Source organism: Pedobacter sp. 22226, from assembly GCF_052045455.1.
GTDB classification, from domain to species: domain Bacteria; phylum Bacteroidota; class Bacteroidia; order Sphingobacteriales; family Sphingobacteriaceae; genus Pedobacter; species Pedobacter jeongneungensis.
In genome coordinates, this window is record NZ_JBQEPB010000011.1 from 100,923 (window position 1) to 122,853 (window position 21,931).

Genomic DNA, 21,931 nt, shown 5'->3' on the forward strand with positions numbered 1-21,931 from the left:
GAAAACGAGCGTTCTGTTCCCCATGGCTACAGCAGCCCCGCCATCGCTTGTAGTCCTCGTTACGCTGCGCTTCACTGCGGGCTACCCGCTCTGTCGGGTTTATTTAACAAAGGTGGGTGCTGCGATGCTATAAAACCCCGAATAGAATTACTGGTTTTGCCAGCTAAACCCCCGCCTGTGCGGGCAGGCGACTACAGTGTAAAACCCACAGCCCGAAGTATGAGGGCGAGGATTTGGAACGGAGGGCGGGACTGCCTGAACCAAATAGCACTGTGATTGCTTTCCAAAAAAATAGTGAGTTGAGGTTGTCTCTTACCAATAATGACGACTTTTCTTTGGATCTGTCAATGGTAGCGCAGCGAAGGATCTCCAACCGATGAAAAGCAGAACCTAAAAAACACCTCTACTTTACTCAAGGATGTGCAATTATGAAACAGATTCTTCACTGCGTTCAGAATGACAAACTAAGTTCATTTAACCGTCAAGCTCTCCCATATCACCTCATAAATATCAGGTGCATGCAAAGTTTTACCCACAGGTTTCGAAGTTACCAAAACGGGTTTATATTCATCTGTAACGTTCGTGCGCCCGTGCGATCCTTTAACCAGTGTTGCATCCAAAGGAATTACATCCATTACATAACGGAAACCTGCTTTTTTCCTCAATAATTTATAACCTGCCCTCAGTTTAGAAGTCATAAACATTTCTACCGGATCGTAACCCGGTTTTTTATGGATATCAACCACCCTTGCATAATCAGGTGCTTTGGCATCATCCAGCCAGAAATAGTAGGTAAACCAGCTGTTTTCTTTGGCTATCAATACCAGGTCGCCGGAACGTTCATGGTTGATGTTGTATTTTTTCTGTTCTTCTTTATCTAAAACCAATTCGATGCCCGCAGCATTTTTCAATAAAGTTTTCACCTGTTCGGTTACGCTTTTATCATTGATATACACATGCGCAATCTGATGGTCGGCCACAACGAAAGCTTTTGATGCCCCAGGATCCAACAACTCCAATCCCCTTTCTTCGCGAATCTGGATCAATCCGTTTTCCCTGAACAAGCGGTTTAAATGGATCGGATTGTTCACAGGAGCAATACCATATTCGGAAAGTAAAATGATGCGTGCACCCTTTTCTTCATAAAAACGCACCAGCTCTGATACCACCTGATCAATTTCCTGTAATTCAGGTTTGATTTTTTCTAAATCCGGACCGAATTTTTGCAGGCAATAATCCAGATGTGGCAAATAAATCAAAGTAAGCGTAGGATGATGGAGTTTCTCGGTTTCCATTGCTGCATCAGCAATCCATCTGGTTGATTTGATGTTGGCACCCGGCCCCCAAAACTGGAATAGAGGAAATTGCCCTAATTTATCCTGCAGGTAATCGCGCAGTTCGGCTGGTTGCGAATAACAATCGGGCAATTTACGTCCATCGGCCAGGTAATTCGGTCGTGGTGTTACCGAATAATCAACGGTAGAATACATGTTGTACCACCAGAACATATTGGCACAGGTAAAATTCGGATCTTCTTTTTTGGCCTGATCCCATATTTTTTCAGCATTAACGAGCTTGTTCGACTGTTTCCAGAATTTGATTTCAGCATCGGCATGATCATACCAGCCATTGCCTACGATCCCGGTTTCGGACGGAAATTTCCCGGTAACATAACTCGACTGCACGGAGGTGGTTACCGCCGGCAACAAAGGCTCGATGGTGGTAAAATGATTTTCAGAAATGTATTTTTGGATAAAAGGCGTGTGTGCCCCAATTACGGATGCAGACAGGCCTACTATGTCGATAACAACTGTTTTATGCATGCTTTTATTGTTCTAATAATGTTTTCACCCAGGCCAGTTCCCTGATGATGGAATCGTTTAAGGGAGCTTTTAAAGCGGTTGGCAAAACTTCCCAGGTATAGGTTTCTACTTCGAGGTGATTTGTAAAAGGATGGTGTTTCTGCAGGTTTAATACCTCGGTTATATCACTTTGGGTTGATTGGATCAGCCCCATATCTTCTACAAAAATCGGCACATGGAAATGCGCCCGCCACTCTTCTACTGCCGGATCTTCACCTTCTGCCAATGCATCAGCAAGATCGGGATAACGGAGCAAAGTGCTATCATTTTTGCGTGCAATCACCTGGTGCAGGTAAGTTGGCTCATCAAAACGGCTTAACTGATCCAATACAGTCTTTCTTTCAGGTGAAGAAGCCGGCAATTTGGCTTTCAAGGCTGCACTGATCTGTATTTTACCAATCTGAATGCCTTTCTCCTGCAGTTCTTTTATAATTGAGGTATGTGGCTCGTAGCCGATGGCAAAATGACACACATCGTAACATAAACGGATGTGTTTTTTAATCAGTGCTTCATCATTTCCGGCAGGTAAAAGTACATCCTCATACCAATCAATAAATTCAGGACCAGATTCAAGAAAACCATCAGGTTCGGGCTCGATATCGAGGTGGATAACTTTGCCACTCTGTTCCTGGATCTGATGTAAACCTTCAGCAACTTTTAAAATATTGGTTGTGGCGGTAATGGTAGCATTTTTTCTTGCCTCAGCATTGGTAAACCAGGGTTTATAACTCAAAGGAGATGTTGAAATACCGCCATCCATATCATCAGGAAGCAGTTGCGAAAGAATATTAGCCAAACGGAGCGTATAATTTACCCGGTCATCTGTAGTCCAGTCGGGTGCATGTACCTGATCTTTTACCCTCGTATGGTGAAAACCACCATATGGAAAACCGTTCATGGTAAATACATACCCACCTTCATCTTCGAGCCATTGTTTAAAAATGGTTAAATGGTTTTCCTCCAAAAGTTCGATACTGGCCAGGTTAGAAAGGCGCAAACCAATTCCCATTGGTGCATCAGGCGATAATTGCCCTTTTAATTTTGGAAAACTGTCTTTCAACACCGCAAAATGTGCTTCCCAGCTTTCCCCTGCATAAATATTGGTGCAGAAAGTTAAATGTCCGGAGTTTAATTTCATCGTTTAATGTTGAATGGTAACCGTCTGGGTATTTAAAATCTCAGCAGCCTGTTTTAAAATTTCAGCATCAATTTCATGTACTTCTTCGCCACTGCCAATACCGGTAAGCAAGGTAATGGTTAACTGGCCGCCAAGGTGCTCGCGAAATTCTTCCAGTCCCTGTAAAATCGGACTATTGCCTTCCGTAACCTGTAGTAAAGGATGCGTGAGTTCGAATCCCAATTGCTGGATCAGGTTGATTACCCTTTGTGCTTCATCGGTAGTAATCCTTCCGGATAAGTTGGAATAAACACTATCTAAAGCAATGCCCATGGCTACCGCTTCACCATGCCGTATCTCAAAATTGGTGAGGTATTCTAATTTATGGGCACTCCAATGACCAAAATCTAATGGCCTGGCAGAGCCATTTTCGAAAGGATCGGCACTACGGATATGCTCCATGTGCAGTTTAGCACACTTCCAGATCTGGTAATTCATGGCAGTTGTATCGCGGGCGGCAAGTGCCGCTGCATTGGCTTCGAGCCATTCAAAAAATTCAGCGTCTTTAATCAGTGCCACTTTAATGGCTTCTGCAATGCCTGAGCGCCAATCGCGGTCGGATAAAGTGCTTAAAAAAAGTTCGTCGTTAAAAACAGCCACGGGTGGCGAAAACGTGCCCAGGAAATTCTTTTTATTAAAATAATTGATTCCGTTTTTTACGCCCACGCCAGAATCATTCTGCGAAAGTACCGTGCTTGGAATCCTGATGTGTTTAATCCCCCTGTGGGCAACCGTAGCGGCATAGCCCACCATATCGAGCACGGCACCACCGCCAATTGCGGCAACAAACGAGTGCCTGTCGATACCGTGAACATTGATGGCTTCTAATACCTGATCGAAATAGCGGGTATCATTTTTCACCACTTCCCCACCCGGGATAATCAACATATCCTGAACCAGCTGTGTTTTATTGTAGCTGGAGAAATAGGTTTTAATCTGCGCAACAAGCTCCTGATGTGCATTGGCTACGCCTTCATCTATCACAAATAAAATTTTCTTTACGGTAACCGCCGGATTTAAACCGAGCAAAAAGCTGTTCAGCAATTCGTTTTCAGGCGAAAAAAGGGATGAAGTAAAGAAAACGTTGTAGTTATATTGTACGGTGAAAGATTGATGTAAATGTTCCATATCAATTTGATAGTGTAAGTTGAATTAAGTTACGGCAAACAATTTAGAGAGCCATAACGATAAAGGCAATAAAGCGGCAATTACAAAGGCCATCATCAGCGCATCGAAAGTTACAGCCCAGGCAGCATCCATTAAAATTAAGGATATTACCCCTGCTTTAACCGCAGCACCGATATTTTTGCCAATGGGCTGATTAATCGCTTTTAAAAGTGGCCTGAAAATCATAAAGGTAAAAGGCATCAAAAACAACAGCGACCATAATAAGCGATCGTTAACAAAGGCAAAGTAAGCAATCGCAAAAATCACAATGGCATATAAACCGGCGGCGATGTATAAATTTTTGGTATTTCCTCCATGTACTTCTCCACGGCTCGTCATGGTAATGGAGAAAATATACACCACCGGAATAACCGCAAGATAGTAATGGCTGCAAAGCATTTCGGGCACAATACTTAAACCCAGCAACAAATTAAAGCCACGGCATAAGCCCATATTTAACGGGCCAAAGAAAGAATGGTGCTTTCCGAATTTATTATAAAGCAAAGCAAAAAGTGCCACCAGAAGCGCCAGTATGCCCGATGTTAAACTGTTTAAAGCGGCCAGTGCAATTCCGGCAAAAAGTAAAAGGCTTCCAAAAATAGCTGCATTTTGCAGGCTGATTAATCCGCTGGGAATGGCCCGCTCCGGGCGTTCGATTTTATCAAGCTCAGCATCAAATACATCGTTAAAAACGATGCCTCCGCCATACAAGCAGGCAGTAGATACAGCTAAGAAAAAAATTGAAAGCCACGGAACTGAAAATCCGCTGCTTAAAACACCGGAAATGGCAATACCGGCTAGAATATCAGCTACAGATGTAACGATATTGGCAGGGCGCATCATGCGCAGGTACACAATTAATTTTTCCAATACAATTTAGCTGATGATGATCGAAGATTTATCGGGTCTCGGTTGTTGTCCGCCGCGCAGAATGGTATTGCCTTCAAATTTCTGGGTAAGATCTGCCTGTGCATTAAAATCGGCTTCATCAATCTGTCCGCTTCGCGCAAAAGCCGTAATGGCATTACGGTAAGTTACCAGTTCAATATCCTGATCACTTATACCACGCATTTTCATTAAGGCTGCCGTTTTAGGCACGGCTAAGGGATCGCTGATGCCCCAGTCTGCTGCAGAATTTACCATAATCCGTTCAGCGCCGTATTGTTTTACAATCTCAACCATACGCTCGTTACCCATTTTAGTAAAAGGATAAATGGTAAAAGCCGCAAAAAAACCCCGGTCTAAAACCTCTTTAACCGTTTCTTCATTGTTATGGTCGATAATAACCTGATAAGGATCAAGGCCATGCTCCAGGGCAATATCCATACTACGCTGAGTACCCTTTTTCTTATCGCGGTGCGGGGTATGTACCTGTACCGGCAAACCTGCTTCTTTAGCCAGTTCGAGTTGCAAACGGTAATATTTTTCTTCGGCAGCAGTCTGATCGTCGAAACCAATTTCACCAATCCCCACTACACCTTCCTTGTAAATAAATAACGGCAGGATTTCCATTACCTGTTCGGCTAAACTTTCATTATTCGCCTCTCTCGAATTAAGCCCGATGGTGCAATAATGTTTAATACCGAACTGAGAGGAACGGAAACGTTCCCAACCAATCAGGCTGCTGTAATAATCCCTGAAACTATCCAGGCCCGTTCGGGGCTGGCCCAGCCAAAAAGCCGGCTCAATAAGCGCAACAACGCCTGCATCGGCCATAGCCTGGTAATCATCTGTGGTTCTCGATGTCATGTGAACATGTGGATCGAAGAATTTCATTCCCTTAACGGCACTAATATCAAAAGCCTCAGGCTCTCCCATTGTTGCTTTATCTCTTGCGATTGAACTGCTACAACACATATCTTTATTTTGAATTTTTTATTTATAATGAATTCCAGTTTAAACTTCCATCGGCCAGGGCCAGTTTCAGTTCCGGAAAGGTATTAATATAATCTTTTGCGGGCTGGTAATCTGATTCGGTTACGGCCAGTGCAATGGCGCGCTGCTCTGTCTGATCGTAATGTTGCAGACCAGTTTTAAGGTCTTCAAAAATTTCAGCATTAATGAATTTCCCCACTAAACGCCAAAGCTGTGGGTGTACCTGCCTGCCGGCTGCCCAACGCTCTTTAGCATAATCAATCAAAGTTAAAGCCAGCTGAAGATTAGCGCGTTCATCCAAACCGACAATGAGTTTAATATTTTTTTCGGTGAAGAATGCCTTTAATACGAGCTGGTTCCAGGCCGATTCATCCAGGTATGCTGCAGGATAGGGATTGTTTTCCATAATTGCTTCCAAAACCGTACCAATATTACTCCTGATGCCCTCTGCACAGCGCTTAACCCAAATTTCCGGATAAGGTAAAAATGGCAACGCCGAATATAAAGCCACCGCTTCGTTCACCTCTGCCGACAAAAATAAACGTTCGAGAGTAGAGTATAATTGTTCCTTATCAACTGTTGTAAAATTGCTCAGCAACCACACGCGGCTGAGCCTGTCGATGGTCCAGTTACGGATATAGCCAAAACCCGCTTTATCAAGTGCCTTTTGCTGGTCATCGTTAACTGCGACCAACAGTTTGCCTGTTTTACGCGGCAGCATCACAAATACTTTGGCTATTTGCGCTGGCTGATCCGGCGATTGTATAAAATCCTCCAGCCACTTTTCGGCCTCTAAACTTATATTGTTTTTAACAACAGACCATATTATTTCTTTTACTGCCTCCATATTATTACCGCTCATAAATACAATTGCCCAGGACATTTATGCGGTAATGCCCGCAGAAACAAAATAATTGATCAACAATGCACCTGCAATAATTAACAGGCCAAAAAACTCACGGGTTTGTTCGATGTAAGGTTTTGTAGCCTGCATGCTCTGCACCAGGCTTTCGCGGCGGTATTTTGTAATCCAGTCGCGTACACCATCTTTAGCAAAGAAAAGAATAATAGCGTAAACCAGGTAAAAGGCAATTAAAAACAGGTACACAAAAGGATAAAATTTGCCGGCTGCCGCTAAACCGCATGATATGGCCGCGCTTAAATAGATCGATACCCATAGAAAAGCATCGTTATCGTTTAAATTTACATAGGCAAAGCCCAAAAAGGAGATGCAAAAAATAATGTTGAGAATAATTAAAAGCATTTTGAATTATTTGGTTTAAAACAAGCTAAATCGATTTCCCGATTCAATCACTGAAAAACAAAGTTATTTAAACTGAACACTTTTTTAGTATTAAAATATGTAAATTATATACTGCTATTAAATATTTTTTTGATTAAGAAAGTGAATGATAAAAGCTAAATCCAAATCATGTGCAATGAAAAAATTCTCTGTTAGGCCATGCATCTAACTTAGTGAAGGAAAAATAGTATCGAACATGATGTTTGCCTGTTCCTTAATTAAATCAATATCTTCATGTTTATTATTAACCAATAAATAGGTGCTGTTTTTTTCTTCCATAAAATGGCTAAAATACTCTTCGCCAATAAGATTGTAAACGGCATAACGATATATTTTAAAACGTTTTGTACATTCCTTACTCTCCTCATAAGATCTTTTCGGATCAAAAGTATGAGATTCCAGAAAGCCAAAGTTGGCCATAGGGTTCTTTTTTAGGATCTGTAATATTAGTTGAATACAGGTTGCCACAATTTTACCCATCTTATTTTCACCAGTGAGAATGTTGAACCTTCTGGATGCTTTTTTAAACGTGCAGGAAAAAATTTAAGCACATAAATGTTGAAAAGATACTCTTCAACCTCTAAATGATATTTTTCTTTCTGAGTTTTAAAAATATAAGTTGTTCGCTCTTTTAAATACTGAGCCCCTTGAAATTTGTCGGTAAAATGTTTAGTAAATGGGAATGAATTATCAAACATTAAGGTATCAAGTGCTTGTATGCTTGTGAACGTCCATTATTGATTTGACTGGAAGTCACGCGTACAAGATTTGATTTTGATGCAGAATTGATTTTAACACAGGATTTTCCGGCCGGAACAGCACTGTTAGCGTGCATTTTATTTTGTCCGTATGAATTGTTATTGCTTCCCATGCTAATTCTTTTGAGTGTAATATAATAACAACAATTAATTTAAAATGTTATTTATATTTTCTGCCTACTTATTGAGAGTGACTAATTTTTATCAAAGTTATGGCATTTTCATCATATTTCAATACAATTTAGATTTTTATATATTTCTAAATAAATGTCATTCAAACCATTATCAATAAATTAAATGAGGTTATCCTAATCTCCAAAAACAAGTTTTAAAATATTTGCCAGCACCGGATTATGGTCGTCGGCCCGCCAGTTGATTAACAAATCAGTTTTAAAAGGCAGTGGGATAAACCGCAGCCCCGGGCTCTGGTGATGCATGTACGAATCGGGCAAAATAGCAATTCCCAAACCTTTCCTTACCAGGGCAATGATGGTAGATCCAAATTCGGAGTGCAGAAATACATCCGGAACAAAATTATAGGATTTAAAAAGTGCCTGAATAATTTCACTATAGCTACTGCCACCGTCATTGGTGGGCAAAATAAACTTCTGCTGCCTGAGTTTTTCTGCAGATAAATCTTCGAACCTTTTAAAAGGATGTTCTAACGGAACTACTAAAGCCAAATGATCGGTATATATTTTTTTTGACATGATCCCCGGTTCACTGGTAATATCGCGGGTAATGGCTAAATCGATCTTGTAATTTTTTAAAAATTCCAGTTGATTTTCATATAAAACCTGCACCAGTTTAATCTGTAGCTGAGGAAATGCTTCGGTAATTTTAGCCAAAATATCGGGCATAATGGAAGCCGATATCGAATCGGGATGCGCAATTGTTATGGTTCCGCGTTCGCCCAAATGGAGCTGCTTTGCAAACTGATGAATATATTCGAGCTCACTCAGTTCTACTTCCCACTTTTCTTTTAAAAATTTACCGGCCGGAGTGAGCTTTACATTGCGTTTATTGCGTTCGAAAAGCTGTAACCCCAGCTCACTTTCGAGTGATTGAATCTGGCGACTAAGCGCTGATTGTGTGATGTTTACCTTTCCGGCTGTCTTCCAGTAATGAAGCTCCTCAGACAGGGCCAAAAAATATTTAATTCGCTGCAGATCCATTAATGCAAAATACGCATTAATAAATGAAATAATAGCATTTTATAACATTTAAAGAGTGCTTACATTCGTACCATGGAGCAGATCACAATCGAAAGGGCAACAATTACAGACCTCAAAAAATTACAGGAAATTGGAAGAAATACATTTTTTGAAGCTTTTGCTGAAGTCAACAGTGAGGAAAACATGAAAGAATACCTCGAAAACAGTTTTTCGGAGGAGAAACTGAAAGCGGAACTCAGCAATAAAGATTCTCAGATTTATTTTGCGGTACTTGAAGGAAAAGTGATTGGCTATCTTAAAATTAATCTTGGAGAGGCGCAAACTGAACAATTAGACCTGGGGGCGCTCGAAATTGAACGGATTTACCTCCTGAAAGCATTTTACGGACAAAAAGTTGGTCAGTTACTCTATCAAAAAGCCATTGATATTGCCCACCAAATACGGGCATCTTATGTATGGCTTGGCGTTTGGGAAGAAAACTACAGGGCTTTAAAATTCTACGAAAAAAACGGCTTTAAAGCCTTTGGAAAACATTCATTCTGGCTTGGCGACGATGAGCAAACGGATTTGATGATGAAAAAACAATTGGTAAACGCTAATGAATTAAAAGTATCTTAATGGAAAAAAGAAACCTCTTTCTTATTTTACTGATACTGGGTACAGCTTTCTGGGGAATTTCCTTTTCGGTAACCAAACTAGCCATAGGACAAAACCAGCCTGTTTTATTTCTATGCTATCGCTTTATGCTGGCCACCATGGTTTTATCCGTCATTTTCTGGAAGCAGGTGAAAAAACTGAACTTTGCCACAATTAAAACCGGTGCCAGTTTAGCCATTCCCCTGGTATTGGGCATCTATTTGCAAACACTGGGCATCACCCATACCTCGGCCTCGCAATGCTCGTTTGTTGCCGGGATAACGGTAGTAATGATTCCTTTAATCAAACTCATCATCTACCGCAAATCTGCGCCTTTAAAAATATGGATAGCGGCCTTTACCGCACTAGTTGGTTTATTTGTAATATCGATAACTGATAACCTGAAAATCGGTACCGGCGATCTCTACACCATTGTTGGTGCATTTTGCTTTGCGATTTATCTGATTCAGATCGAGAAGGAATCAAAAGCCGGAGACATTGTGCCTACCATAGTACCCATGTTTGCCACCTGCGCCATATTAACATTTTTATTGGCATTGTTCCAAAATGGAACGGTTTGGATACCGCAGGAGCATGCTTTTTGGGCAGGTATTGTTTTCTGCGCATTATTCTCAACGGCATACATGTACACGATATCAAACATTTCGCAGAAATACATCAGTGCCGAAAGGGTATCCATCATTTACCTTTTCGAACCGGTTTTTGGAGCCTTTGCAGCACATTTTATTTTGGGCGAAGAAATTACATCCCGGTTATTAATGGGCGGCGGACTGATTTTTATGGCTACCCTGATTTCAGAACTTAAATGGAAAATGCCACGGCAAATGGCAATATTGAGCCTGTCGAAGTGGAAAAAGGATTAATACTGATTTTTGATGCCGATAAATGATCGGTATATTAGTGCGATGGAACCTATTGTACTCAACAGATCGCAGGCACGGAAAATCATTATACACGCAGCAGGACTCTCAAAAAAAGCACAATTCGGAACGGGAACAGAAGCCGTTTACAGGGTGATCGACCACCTGGGATATGTACAGTTAGATACTAATTATGTGGTAGAACGTGCACACCATCACGCCATGTTTGCCCGTGTTCCTGATTATCAAACGGAATGGCTTGCTGAATTAGGTGAACAGGGCGATATTTTCGAATATTTCACCTCGGATGCCGGATTTTTGCCCATGCACGATTTCCGTTTTTCGTTACCGGTAAAAAAAGCATTTGAAACACAAGGCGCTTCTTTAACGAGAAGAGAATCGGACCTAATGAATCAGATTTTAGACCATGTGGAGCGTGATGGGGCTGTAATGGTTGGAGATTTTGAGAACGACCGCGTAGAGGCCAGTTCGGGCTGGTGGGACTGGCGGCCGGCAAAGGTTGCCCTCGAAAGGCTTTACCTGGAAGGCAAACTGATGATCAGCCGCAATAGCGCTTTTCAAAAAGTTTATCACCTGTCTCTGGATGTAATACCTCAGGATACTGATCAAACCATGCCTTCAGATGAGGAATATGCGCGTTATGTGATCCTTCGCACGCTTGGCGCACTGGGAATTTCTTCTGTAAAGGAAATGGCCTGGCGTGCGCGCCGGGTAAAGGGAAATCTGGTAAAAAAAGAACTGGAAAAAATGCTTCAGTCAAAAGAAGTACTCACAGTAAGTGTTGATGGAGTTAAAGGCCCGCTATACATGCGCTCCGACACCGACATTAACATTTCCATTGAAGATGAACTTTTCATCCTGTCCCCTTTCGATATACTGAATGTATTCCGTGCCCGCTTAAAAGATTTCTTTGATTTTGATTACCAGATTGAATGTTTCGTGCCGGCGCCAAAGCGAAAATTTGGTTATTTCTCACTTCCAATCCTCTCTGGAGAGAAATTTATTGCCAGAATGGATGCCAAAGCAAATCGTAAACAAAAAATACTGATCATTCATAACATCCACTTTGAACCTGTTGAAATTGACCAGAAAACCATCAATCAGTTAGTGCAAAACCTGAAAGAATTTATCCTATTCAACAAATGCCAGGATGTTACCTTCGGAAGATCGAATAACAGTACTTTGCTGAAATTAATTAGTCAGGAATTTTAGGATAAAAAACAAAAAGGATTGCTCAATAAGTTTAGCTAGCAGCTCTGGATATTGCTTTAAGTTTTTGATATAAGTTACACTTTTCTTTTTTTTCGATATGTAATTCAATCAATCGACGCTGTTTGCAATCAAGGTCATTTATAATGAAATAGTTTCCAATCTTCAGCCTAACCATTAAAAAACATTAAATTAACACTCTAATTTTAACAAAACCATTTTTTTGTTAACTTAAACAGGTGGCAAATCTGATTTAGCTGGTTACCCAATATGGATTCGAATTACAATAAGGACAAATTGATTGCTGAAATTAAAAATGGTTCAGAAACCGCATTTAAATGGCTGTTCGATGCTTTCCATTTAAAGATTTACACTGTGGCAAAAAAAATGGGCATGAGCGATGAAGAGGCCGAAGATGTAATTCAGGATAGTTTTTTACAGTTGTGGAAACAAAAAGACTCCATTAAAGAAGATTTATCTGTAAACGGTTTACTGTACACCATTGCCAAAAGAATTGTACTAAAAAAACTGGAAGAAAAAAAACACTACTACACCGATGAAGATATTGAGCAGTATAGCCATGCAGGTACAAATACCACACAAGATGACATTGCTTTTTTAGAAACGAACAAATGTATAAACGATACCATTAACCGCCTCCCGGAACAGCAACGCATCGTTTTTTCGATGAATTACAAAAATGGCCTTTCGGCTGAAGAAATTGCCGATAAACTCGGTATCTCGAAACGGACGGTAGAGAATCAGATATTCAGGGCAAGAAAAATTTTAAAAACAGCCTTAACAAATGCGGGCATCTTATCCCTGATTGTTTATTTTATTGCGAGGCAAAATGAGTATAATTTGTTTTTTTTCATAATAATAAGTTAATGCTAACTACACATTAAAATGTCTGAAAGTAATAAAGGAGATAAATTAACGAACGAAGAACGGTTCGACCAGCTTTGGAACGAAACGGATAACTATATTGAAAATCCAAACGCCGGCCTGGTTTATCAAAAATTAAAGGATGAACTTTTTCCATCAGCGCAACCAAAAACACTTAGCTTAAATAAAATGGGTAAATGGCTGGGCTATGTGGCCATTTTTGCAGTTGTTGCCGGCGCATTTTGGTTTTATCAACATCAAACCCGCAATAGCCTCGTTCAAATTGTAACGGCCAGGGGCGAAAACAGAATCATTAACCTGCCTGATGGTTCAAAAATAGCACTAGAGGAAAATTCGGGCATAAGCTATAAAAAATCGGCTAACCGAGAAATTGAACTAAAAGGCAATGCCCAGTTTACCGTGGTGCACAATAGTTTAAAGCCATTTATGGTTACAGCTGGCGAACTGCTGGTAAAAGATTTGGGCACGGTTTTTAAAGTAACCATGCAGGATGATCAAGCCTCTTTAAAATCAATAAGGGTGAGTGTAAGCGAAGGAAGTGTTTCCATTTTAAACAAAAAAACATTAAAAAACGAGGTAACTTTAGTGCATGGCGAAGAAGCCGTGTATGATAAGCAAAACGGAATAATTATTAACAAAACAAATACTGGCGCCGAGGTTAAATCTATAACATTCGACAACGCTACAATTACAGCTGTTTTGGAAAAAACATCAGCCACTTATGGCGTAAAACTGGATGTTGCAAACCAGAATATCACCCAAAAAACCTTTACGGGAAAATTTGAAGGGAAAAATATAGACGAAGTGTTAGATATGATTGGCTTTACCCTAAATTTTAGGCATATTAAAAAAGATGGGAAAATTTTAATTTTATTTAATGGCGATGGCAAATAAGGTATTAATTATACTTCTTTTAATATCCTTAACAGCGTTTGCAAATGCCCGGCAAAAAGCATCAATTAAGCAAAACAGGGTAAGTTTTATAGCCAAAAACCAAACCGCAAGCCAGATATTTAAAATTATTGAAGCCAAAACAGCCTATCGGTTTTCTTATAGCCCATCAGATATTTCGGGCAAGCTATTGCTTAATTTCAGTTATCATCATCAAACTTTAGAAAAAATTCTGCAGGATTTGGCGCTAACCAGTAATTTAAAATTCCTGGTACATGAACATGCCATAGGCGTATCGGTTAATTATCCGCCAACCAGCAATGTTATACGCATTAAACCATAATACAATGGCAAAAAACAACACAGGTAAGGCACTTTACCGCTGTGCCTGCTTTTTAATGCTGTTATTTGCCACATCTGTTTTACCTGACAAAACCCTTGCACAAACCATCACCACAGCATCATTATCGGGCACGGTTTATATAGATAGCGCCAAAGCTGTTGGCAATGTAGTGGTTATTGCAGAACATGTTCCATCGGCTACCAGATACGTAACCATTAGTTTTGGAAATGGAAAATATGTACTCCCCAATTTGCGCATCGGCGGGCCATACAAAATCACCGCCAGGCTAATTGGCTATCCCGAAGCTGTTTCTTATATCAACCAATTATCTCCACAAGATTATCCGGGCTACAACATCAGGCTAAACAGCAATGTTACCAATTTAGAAGAAGTAACCGTAACCGAAGTTAAGAAACAGGTTTTAAAGAATGATGGCACTGTGTTTTCCATCAGCCAATCTTTAATCAGTAAAATACCATCAATAAACAGAAACATACAGGATATCATGCGCCTCTCGCCCTTTGCATCAGGTGGCGGAATAATGGGCGTTAATCCGCGAATGAATAATTTTACCATTGATGGTTCGCTGTTGATTACTTACGGATTGGGCAAAACAGTAATTGTTGGTAACACCACTGGCACCGACCCCATCGGACTTGATGCTATTGAAGAACTGCAGGTAAATGTAGCTCCTTTCGATGTACGTCAATCGGGCTTTACCTCTGCCGGTATTAATGTCATCACCAAAAAAGGCGATAATAATTTTCGTTTATCAGCATTCAATTTTTTTAATGGCGCTAATTTAAAAGGCACTAAAATAAACCATACCGATATTAAAGGGCAAAATTATCAAGAAAACCAAACAGGCTTTAATTTAGGGGGTGCCATTGTAAAAAACAAGCTTTTCTATCAGCTCAACTACGAAAAAAGGAACAATATCAGTTCGGCAAGCAGTTATATTGCCAATACAGGTAGTACTGCCGAAGAAAATAGCACCAGGGTTTTAGCCACCGATTTAAATAATTTGAGCGCGTTTTTGATAAAAAATTACCAATATGAAACAGGCCCCTATCAAAATTACAACCTGCATAGCAATAATGATAAATTAGTGGCCCAATTAGATTGGAACGTAAGCGAAAACAGTGCGTTGGGCCTAAGAGTACTTTACCTCAATTCTTATCAGGATAAAACTTTAAGCAACGATAATTTTGTGGGCTTGGGAAACCGGAACAATAACCCCTATGCCATGAGTTACCAGCGCAGTAATTTCGTTAGGTTTTCGAATGCCTTATCGGTTAGGTTGGCCTATACCAGCAAAATAAACAAAAATATAGCCCAACAATTTACCGTTAGTTATGCCAACCTGCCAGATTACAGGCAACCTGCAGGAGATTTAAAACCGCTTGTTGATATTTTAGATGGCGAAAAAAACTACATCTCTTTCGGTACAGACATTTTTGCTCCGCAGAATAATTTAAAAACAAATATTTATCAACTGCAAGAGCATATTAATTTTCATATACTTAACCATAATTTTATTGCCGGTGCAGATGCAAACCTGGTAAGCGTAAAAAATACTTTTGTACCTGTAATGCAAGGCTATTACCAATTTAATTCATTAAACGATTTTTATAACAGCACGCCCGCTGGTACAGCTACACCGTTAGGCATCAGTTCGGGTTTAGCCCGGCCGGCAATGTTCCAAAAAGGGTATTCACTGTTACCAAACGGGCAAATCCCCACTTTTAATTTTGGTTATGCCGAAACCGGTATTTACCTTCAGGATAGCTGGCAAATTAGCAACCAATTTACCATAACGCCTGGTATAAGGCTCGATAGAAATTATTTTATTGGCAAGCCCGGCAACAATGCATACGTTAGTGGTTTAACTTTCCAAAATCCTGATGGTAATACCGAACAGCTAAATACCGGGCAGTTGCCCCCTAACCAATTTAGGTTTTCGCCCCGCATGGGTTTTACACTTCAGCTAAAACAAATCGATTTTTTAAAAATCCATGGTGGCATAGGTGTTTTCAGTGGCCGGTTACCCATGGTTTTATTGGGCGAACAGTTTAGGAACAACGGACTTGGAAGCGCCACTTTCTTTACACAAAACACTCAAAACAATCCTTTTTTATTTTCGCCCGATGCTTACACACCAACAAATACAGCCCACACCAGCTACGATATTGTTTTGTTAGATAAGAACTTTAAATATCCCCAGGCGCTTAAAAACAATTTGTCCTTTAATTTTTATGCAAAACAAAACTGGATCATATCAATAGAAGGTTTGTATAACCACGATATTTCTGGCTTTTATGCACGTAATGCCAATATAGACAATACCAGTTACACCATTAATGCCGATGGCAGGGAGCGTTTATTAAACAATGCCATTAACGCACCAATCATTCAACACGCCTACATATTGGCCAATACCAAAGGCGGAAGACAATATGCAATCAGCGTAAACGCAAAAAAATCTTTTAAGGATGACTTTTACCTTTTTTTAAATTATACCTATGGAAATGCAAAAGACAGGGGCAGTTTTACGGGTACCGAGCCTGCATCCGAATTTATTTCGGCACCCGTAAACGGAAATCCAAATCAGCCTGAATTAGCGTATAGCGCTTACGACCAAAGGCATCGTATTTTCGCTTTTTTAACTAAATCTTATCATTTTACGGCAAAATCTACCACTACTTTTTCTGTAATTACCGAATTTAACCAAACTGGCCGGTTTTCTTATACCTACGCCGGCACTGGCGACGTAAATGGCGATGGAGCACCTGGAAACGATTTGATTTTTGTACCGGCCAATAGCAAACAAATCAACTTAATTCCCTATACCAACAACAAGGGCATTTTGGTAACCGAAGCCATGCAGTGGCAATCATTAGAAAAATTTATACAATCATCGCCCTATCTCAATAGTAAAAAAGGAAGTTTTGCAGAGCGTAACGGTAGCATTTTACCCTTTGCCACACAGGTGGATATTAAAATTTCGCACGAATTAAAAGTAAATAAACATAGCTTTCAGTTGAGTTTAGATTGTATCAATTTACCCAATTTAATTCATTCGAGTTGGGGAGTGAAGTACCTTCCAGCCAATACCCAACCCATTGAAGCCGTTACTTACGATAGCTTTCGGGTATATCCCGATCATTTGAACAAGGCCTTTACACCTGATAACGCTTTGCTATCGGTTTGGCAAATACAACTTGGGCTAAGGTACCGTTTTGGGAATTAAAGAGAAATGATTTAGCCCTAAATTTATTTTCCTGATGAGTATTATGGCGATTTGTTTGCAATTAAGGAGTAAACAAAATAACCAAATTATGAAAAAAGGATTTTTACTCTTATTTGTCGTGATGATGCTGTTTACACAACAGCTGTTGGCGCAAGGCTTAACTACCGGGAGTATTTCTGGAAAAATTACCGACAATAAGGCATTGGGGCTTCCGGGCGCAACCATTATAGCCATCCACCAGCCATCGGGCACCAAATACGCCACCAGTACACAAAAAGATGGCCGGTTTAACCTGCCAAGCGTACGCATAGGCGGGCCTTACACCATCAGCGTAAGCTCTATCGGCTTTACCACAGAAACCATTACCGATGCAAAAGTTGGACTGGGAGAAAACCTATCGATAAACATTGCAATGAAAGATCAATCATCTCAATTACAAGAAGTTGCCGTAAAAGGAAGCAGAAGCAACAAAGTGATGAACAGCAATAAAAATGGCGCTGGTTTATCGTTAGACAGGACTACATTGGATGCTTTGCCAACCATCTCCAGAGGCTTAAACGATTTTACCCGGCTGGTGCCACAAGCTGGTTCGCAAGGCATGCTGGGCAAAGGGGGCAAAAGCAACAACGTTTCGGTAGATGGGGCTAGTTTTAACAACGCTTTCGGCTTAGGGAGCGAACAGGCAGGTACTCCGGGCGCAAATGCGAATGCCCAGCCCATAAGTTTAGATGCAATTGACCAGGTATCGGTAGAGTTATCGCCCTACAATGTTAAAGTTGGTGGCTTTACAGGCGCCAGCGTAAATGCAGTTACCAGAAGTGGCGATAACGAGTTTAGAGGCTCTGTCTATAATTTTTACCGTAACCAGAGTTTAGTTGGCAATAAGGTAAAAGATGCTGAAATTACACGCTCAAAATTCAACGAAAACACATTTGGTTTCCGTTTTGGTGGCCCCATTATCAAAAATAAACTGTTCTTTTTCGCAAATTACGAACAGTTTAAAAATACTCAGCCCGGCGCTTCATTTCAAGCCAATACAGGGCTTTCGGGCGGAAATATCTCCAACGTTAAAGCCACAGATTTAGATGCTTTGAGCAATTACCTCAACACTGTTTATAAATATGATGCAGGCAGTTACCAGAATTATACGCTACCAACCGAGAATAAAAAATTCCTTGTAAAGTTGGATTGGAACATCAATGATAAAAATAAGATGAGCGTGCGCTATAACCAGCTCAATGCAAGTACCAGCTTTGGCGCTACCAACAATTTAACAACCATGGGCTTCAGTAATAATGGTTTTTCCCGTAACAACGATATTTACTCCATTACCGGCGAATTGAATACCACCTTTAACAATAAGATAAGTAACCGTATTTTCGCATCTTACAACTCCATGCCAGATTACCGTAAGTATTTTGGAGATTTGTTTCCCCAGGTTTCAATTAGCGATAATGGAAATACCTATATTTTTGGTACCAACCCCGCCGGTCGCGATAATCGTGTTGACCAAAAAATATTGCAAATACAAGACGATATCACCATCAGTTTAGATAAGCATAAAATTTCTACAGGCATCAGTTACCAGTACATCAACCTGCAAAACCAGTTTACCTATAATCCACAGGGTATGTTTAATTTCAGTTCTCTGGCTAACTTTTATAACAGTTCTCCGGCAGGTACACAAACGCCTGTAGGTGTAAGTAACGGAGAAGGCCGGCCAGAGAGTTATGCTTTAAATTATACCTTACAACCCGGCCGTACCGTTACCATCGATAACCCAAAATTTGCACAAACAGGCTTATATGTTCAAGATGAGTTTTTCCCTGTAACCACCTTAAAAGTAACAGCGGGTTTAAGGGCCGATTTTACAACTTTTTTAAATACACCGCAAAATAACCCTGCCGTAGCTAGCTATCAATTTCAAAATGCTACCGGCGGTGCCGAAAATTACAGTACCACAAATACACCCGGTACAAAAGTTTTATTTTCGCCCAGGGTAGGTTTTAATTGGGATATAATGGGCGACCGTACGTTACAATTAAGAGGCGGTTCTGGTTTATTTGCCGGCAATATTCCCTTTGTTTTTATAGAAAAAGCCTATTCTATTAACGGTTTAAATGAAGGTAGCTTAGCATCTACAAACACCCAGACAAACCCAAATGTTACTGCTCCTTACCCTTTTAACCCCGATCCCAGGGCTTACATTCCGGCCAACGGTGCCCTCGCCCAAAAATACGAAGTAGATTTAGTTTCGCCCAATTTTAAAATGCCACAAAGCTGGCGTACTACTTTAGGGCTGGATGCAAAACTGCCCGGTGGTATTATCGGCTCAATAGAAGCCATTTACAGTAAAGATATTAATGCGCCTTATTACCGAAACGTGAATTTTGATTATAACACCGCTACAACCGCTCCAGATGGCAGGTTAAAATATACGTCAAATAAAATTAACCAGAATATCAATGGCGCATATGTTTTGGATAATATTAACCAGGGCCACCAATTTTTCTTAACAGAATCAATCAGCAAGCAGTTTAACAAAGCTTTTAGCACATCAATATCTTATACTTACGGTTCATCAAAAGATGCCTATTCGTTTAAAAGTACCACGCCCAACACCGCATTTAATGCTATTCAGGTAGTTGGCAATCCGAATATCCCGGTAAATGCCTATACCGATTTCGATTTAAGACATAGAATTGTGGGAAGTGTTAATTACAAAATAGCTTATGCAAAAGAAAAGATGGCCACCACACTAGGGCTGTTTTTTGAAGGCGCACAACAAGGCAGGGGCTCATATATTTATGGTGGCAGTGGCGATGTAAACCAGGATGCCGTAGCCGGTAACGATTTGATTTTTGTACCTAAAGATTTAGCTCAGATTAATTTAGTGCCATCAGCAACTGCAACCGTACAACAACAATGGGATGCATTAAACACCTTTATCTCAAACTCTAAATACCTAAATAGCCGGAGAGGACAATTTGCCGAACGCAATGGGCTTATTTTACCCTGGTATTTTCAGGCTGATTTAAAATTTGCACAAGATTTTTCGGGCTTATTATTTAAAAGCAAAAATACTTTGCAGTTAACAGTTGATATTTTGAACGTTACCAACCTCATCAATAAAAACTGGGCGTACTCAATACCATGGCCAACCCTGCGCCAATTACAGCAGTAAGCGCTAATACTTTCCAGGTAAACCCGGCATTATTGCAAAAAGGAGAATTTATACAAGATAATGGATTAAGCTCGGTAATTAATCCCGCATCAAGTTCTCGCTACAGGATACAATTTGGCGTAAGGTATTCATTTAAATAAATTGATGTAAGGTTAGTCAAATTCGTCATTGCGAGAAGGCTTTTTCAGCCGACGAAGCCTGCCTGCAACTGGCAGGCAATCTCTCTAACAAGGATTGCTGGCAGGAAAGATTGCTTCCCCAAAAAGTCTGGACAGGCTGTCGTTCCTCCTCGCAATGATGATCTTTATAATCCCCCTCATTTTTATAAAACAACAAATGAAAAGCATAAAATATTATTCCCTTATTTTAATTTGCCCGGTATTTCTTTTGCTCGCGTTTAAAATTCAGCCATCAGCATGTCCTAAACCCGGTCAAACCCTTCAGGATTATTTTAAATGGAGGGCAGGCCGAAAAATGCCATTGATTATGGCGCATAGAATGTCTCCCGAAACCGGATACCCGGATAATGGCCTGAAAACATTGAAATTTACACACCAGCTAGCCCCCTGCGTAATCCAGGAAATGGATGTACGCATGACCAAAGATAGCGCTCTGGTAATGTTGCACGATGCAACACTGGACAGGACAACAACCGGAAAAGACAGTTTAAATAAATTTACCCTTAAAGAAATTGCACAATATCAACTCAAAGACATCAATGGCACTTTGATAAAAGGAGAGCGGATTCCTAAACTGATGGATGTCCTCCACTTTGTTAAAAAAAATAAAATGATTGTTGCTTTGGATATGAAACCCGGTACCGACCCTAAAAAATTAATGGCAGAAGTTATTTCTTTACAAACATTAAACCAGGTGATCATTATTTGCTATACCATTAAGGATGCGCAATTACTGAATAAAAAATATCCCACTTTAATGATGGCGCTGGGATTTAACAGCTGGGAGAACATTAAAGCCATTGAACAATCCGGACTTCCGTTTAAGAATTTAATTGCATTAACCCCAGCCCAATTACAAGAAAAATCATTTTACGATAAAATACACAGCATGGGCATTATGGTTTCATTTGGTGCACAAGGTGGCGTTGATGTTTACCCCAATAACACGCGCAAAGCTTATCAAAACGTATTTGCCCGTGGTGGTGATATTATCTGTACCGATAGCCTTAGCAACGTTTTTAAAGCTTTTAGATAAGAAGAGGTTATCTGCTTTATAAAAATTGAAACGTTGCCCAAAAGAATATTTTATGTAGATGTTTGTTCAAAGATAATC

General features: G+C 40.3%; 19 protein-coding genes. 9 read left to right on the forward strand and 10 right to left on the reverse strand.

The annotated features are described in order from the left end of the window. Positions 1-470: 470 nt before the first annotated feature. The 10 genes from ACTJKC_RS22460 to ACTJKC_RS22505 all read right to left on the reverse strand — a co-directional run bounded on the left by ACTJKC_RS22460 (position 471) and on the right by ACTJKC_RS22505 (position 9,317). Positions 471-1,823: an alkaline phosphatase family protein gene (locus tag ACTJKC_RS22460; protein WP_440795510.1), complete on the reverse strand. Its 1,353-nt coding sequence runs from the start codon at positions 1,821-1,823 to the stop codon at positions 471-473. Between the two features lie 4 nt (positions 1,824-1,827). Beyond that, positions 1,828-3,000, reverse strand: coding sequence for a metabolite traffic protein EboE (gene eboE / locus ACTJKC_RS22465; RefSeq protein WP_440795512.1), 1,173 nt, complete (start codon positions 2,998-3,000; stop codon positions 1,828-1,830). Between the two features lie 3 nt (positions 3,001-3,003). Beyond that, a complete protein-coding gene (locus tag ACTJKC_RS22470) occupies positions 3,004-4,167 on the reverse strand; it encodes a 3-dehydroquinate synthase (protein ID WP_440795514.1) in 1,164 nt (387 codons plus the stop codon). A 24-nt stretch (positions 4,168-4,191) separates the two neighbouring features. After that, positions 4,192-5,076 carry a UbiA-like protein EboC gene (eboC, locus tag ACTJKC_RS22475; protein ID WP_440795516.1) on the reverse strand — a complete coding sequence of 295 codons (885 nt, stop codon included), beginning with the start codon at positions 5,074-5,076 and terminating at the stop codon, positions 4,192-4,194. A 6-nt stretch (positions 5,077-5,082) separates the two neighbouring features. Next, a complete protein-coding gene (locus ACTJKC_RS22480; protein WP_440795518.1) occupies positions 5,083-6,024 on the reverse strand; it encodes a TatD family hydrolase in 942 nt (313 codons plus the stop codon). A 61-nt stretch (positions 6,025-6,085) separates the two neighbouring features. Continuing rightward, positions 6,086-6,964 carry an EboA domain-containing protein gene (locus ACTJKC_RS22485; protein ID WP_440795520.1) on the reverse strand — a complete coding sequence of 293 codons (879 nt, stop codon included), beginning with the start codon at positions 6,962-6,964 and terminating at the stop codon, positions 6,086-6,088. Next, positions 6,965-7,345, reverse strand: a complete 381-nt coding sequence (locus tag ACTJKC_RS22490) for a transmembrane 220 family protein (protein WP_344849848.1) — start codon at positions 7,343-7,345, stop codon at positions 6,965-6,967. Between the two features lie 204 nt (positions 7,346-7,549). Next, entirely contained in the window at positions 7,550-7,804 is a 255-nt protein-coding gene (locus ACTJKC_RS22495; protein ID WP_440795523.1) for a hypothetical protein, read from the reverse strand. A 26-nt stretch (positions 7,805-7,830) separates the two neighbouring features. Further along, positions 7,831-8,082, reverse strand: coding sequence for a hypothetical protein (locus tag ACTJKC_RS22500; protein ID WP_440795525.1), 252 nt, complete (start codon positions 8,080-8,082; stop codon positions 7,831-7,833). A gap of 368 nt (positions 8,083-8,450) precedes the next feature. Further along, entirely contained in the window at positions 8,451-9,317 is an 867-nt protein-coding gene (locus tag ACTJKC_RS22505; protein ID WP_440795527.1) for a LysR family transcriptional regulator, read from the reverse strand. Between the two features lie 72 nt (positions 9,318-9,389). On the opposite strand from ACTJKC_RS22505, the gene ACTJKC_RS22510 reads away from it, so the two are divergent. The 9 genes from ACTJKC_RS22510 (at position 9,390) to ACTJKC_RS22550 (ending at position 21,853) form a co-directional block, all read left to right on the forward strand. Next, positions 9,390-9,935 carry a GNAT family N-acetyltransferase gene (locus ACTJKC_RS22510; protein WP_440795529.1) on the forward strand — a complete coding sequence of 182 codons (546 nt, stop codon included), beginning with the start codon at positions 9,390-9,392 and terminating at the stop codon, positions 9,933-9,935. After that, the gene (locus tag ACTJKC_RS22515; RefSeq protein WP_440795531.1) at positions 9,935-10,837 is read left to right on the forward strand and encodes a DMT family transporter; all 903 of its coding nucleotides are present in this window, start codon (positions 9,935-9,937) and stop codon (positions 10,835-10,837) included. Before ACTJKC_RS22510 ends, ACTJKC_RS22515 begins: the two co-directional genes overlap by 1 nt. Before the next feature lie 42 nt (positions 10,838-10,879). Then, a complete protein-coding gene (locus tag ACTJKC_RS22520; RefSeq protein WP_440795533.1) occupies positions 10,880-12,067 on the forward strand; it encodes a winged helix-turn-helix domain-containing protein in 1,188 nt (395 codons plus the stop codon). Positions 12,068-12,334: 267 nt separating this feature from the next. Then, positions 12,335-12,952, forward strand: coding sequence for an RNA polymerase sigma factor (locus ACTJKC_RS22525; RefSeq protein ID WP_440795535.1), 618 nt, complete (start codon positions 12,335-12,337; stop codon positions 12,950-12,952). A gap of 18 nt (positions 12,953-12,970) precedes the next feature. Beyond that, entirely contained in the window at positions 12,971-13,864 is an 894-nt protein-coding gene (locus ACTJKC_RS22530; protein ID WP_440795537.1) for a FecR family protein, read from the forward strand. Next, positions 13,854-14,204, forward strand: coding sequence for a hypothetical protein (locus tag ACTJKC_RS22535; protein ID WP_440795539.1), 351 nt, complete (start codon positions 13,854-13,856; stop codon positions 14,202-14,204). Before ACTJKC_RS22530 ends, ACTJKC_RS22535 begins: the two co-directional genes overlap by 11 nt. Positions 14,205-14,208: 4 nt before the next feature. Continuing rightward, complete coding sequence (locus ACTJKC_RS22540; RefSeq protein WP_440795541.1) at positions 14,209-17,454, forward strand: carboxypeptidase regulatory-like domain-containing protein; 3,246 nt, start codon at positions 14,209-14,211, stop codon at positions 17,452-17,454. Positions 17,455-17,542: 88 nt separating this feature from the next. Then, complete coding sequence (locus tag ACTJKC_RS22545) at positions 17,543-20,638, forward strand: carboxypeptidase regulatory-like domain-containing protein (protein WP_440795543.1); 3,096 nt, start codon at positions 17,543-17,545, stop codon at positions 20,636-20,638. 336 nt (positions 20,639-20,974) lie between these two features. Further along, positions 20,975-21,853: a glycerophosphodiester phosphodiesterase family protein gene (locus ACTJKC_RS22550; protein ID WP_440795545.1), complete on the forward strand. Its 879-nt coding sequence runs from the start codon at positions 20,975-20,977 to the stop codon at positions 21,851-21,853. Positions 21,854-21,931 lie beyond the last annotated feature (78 nt).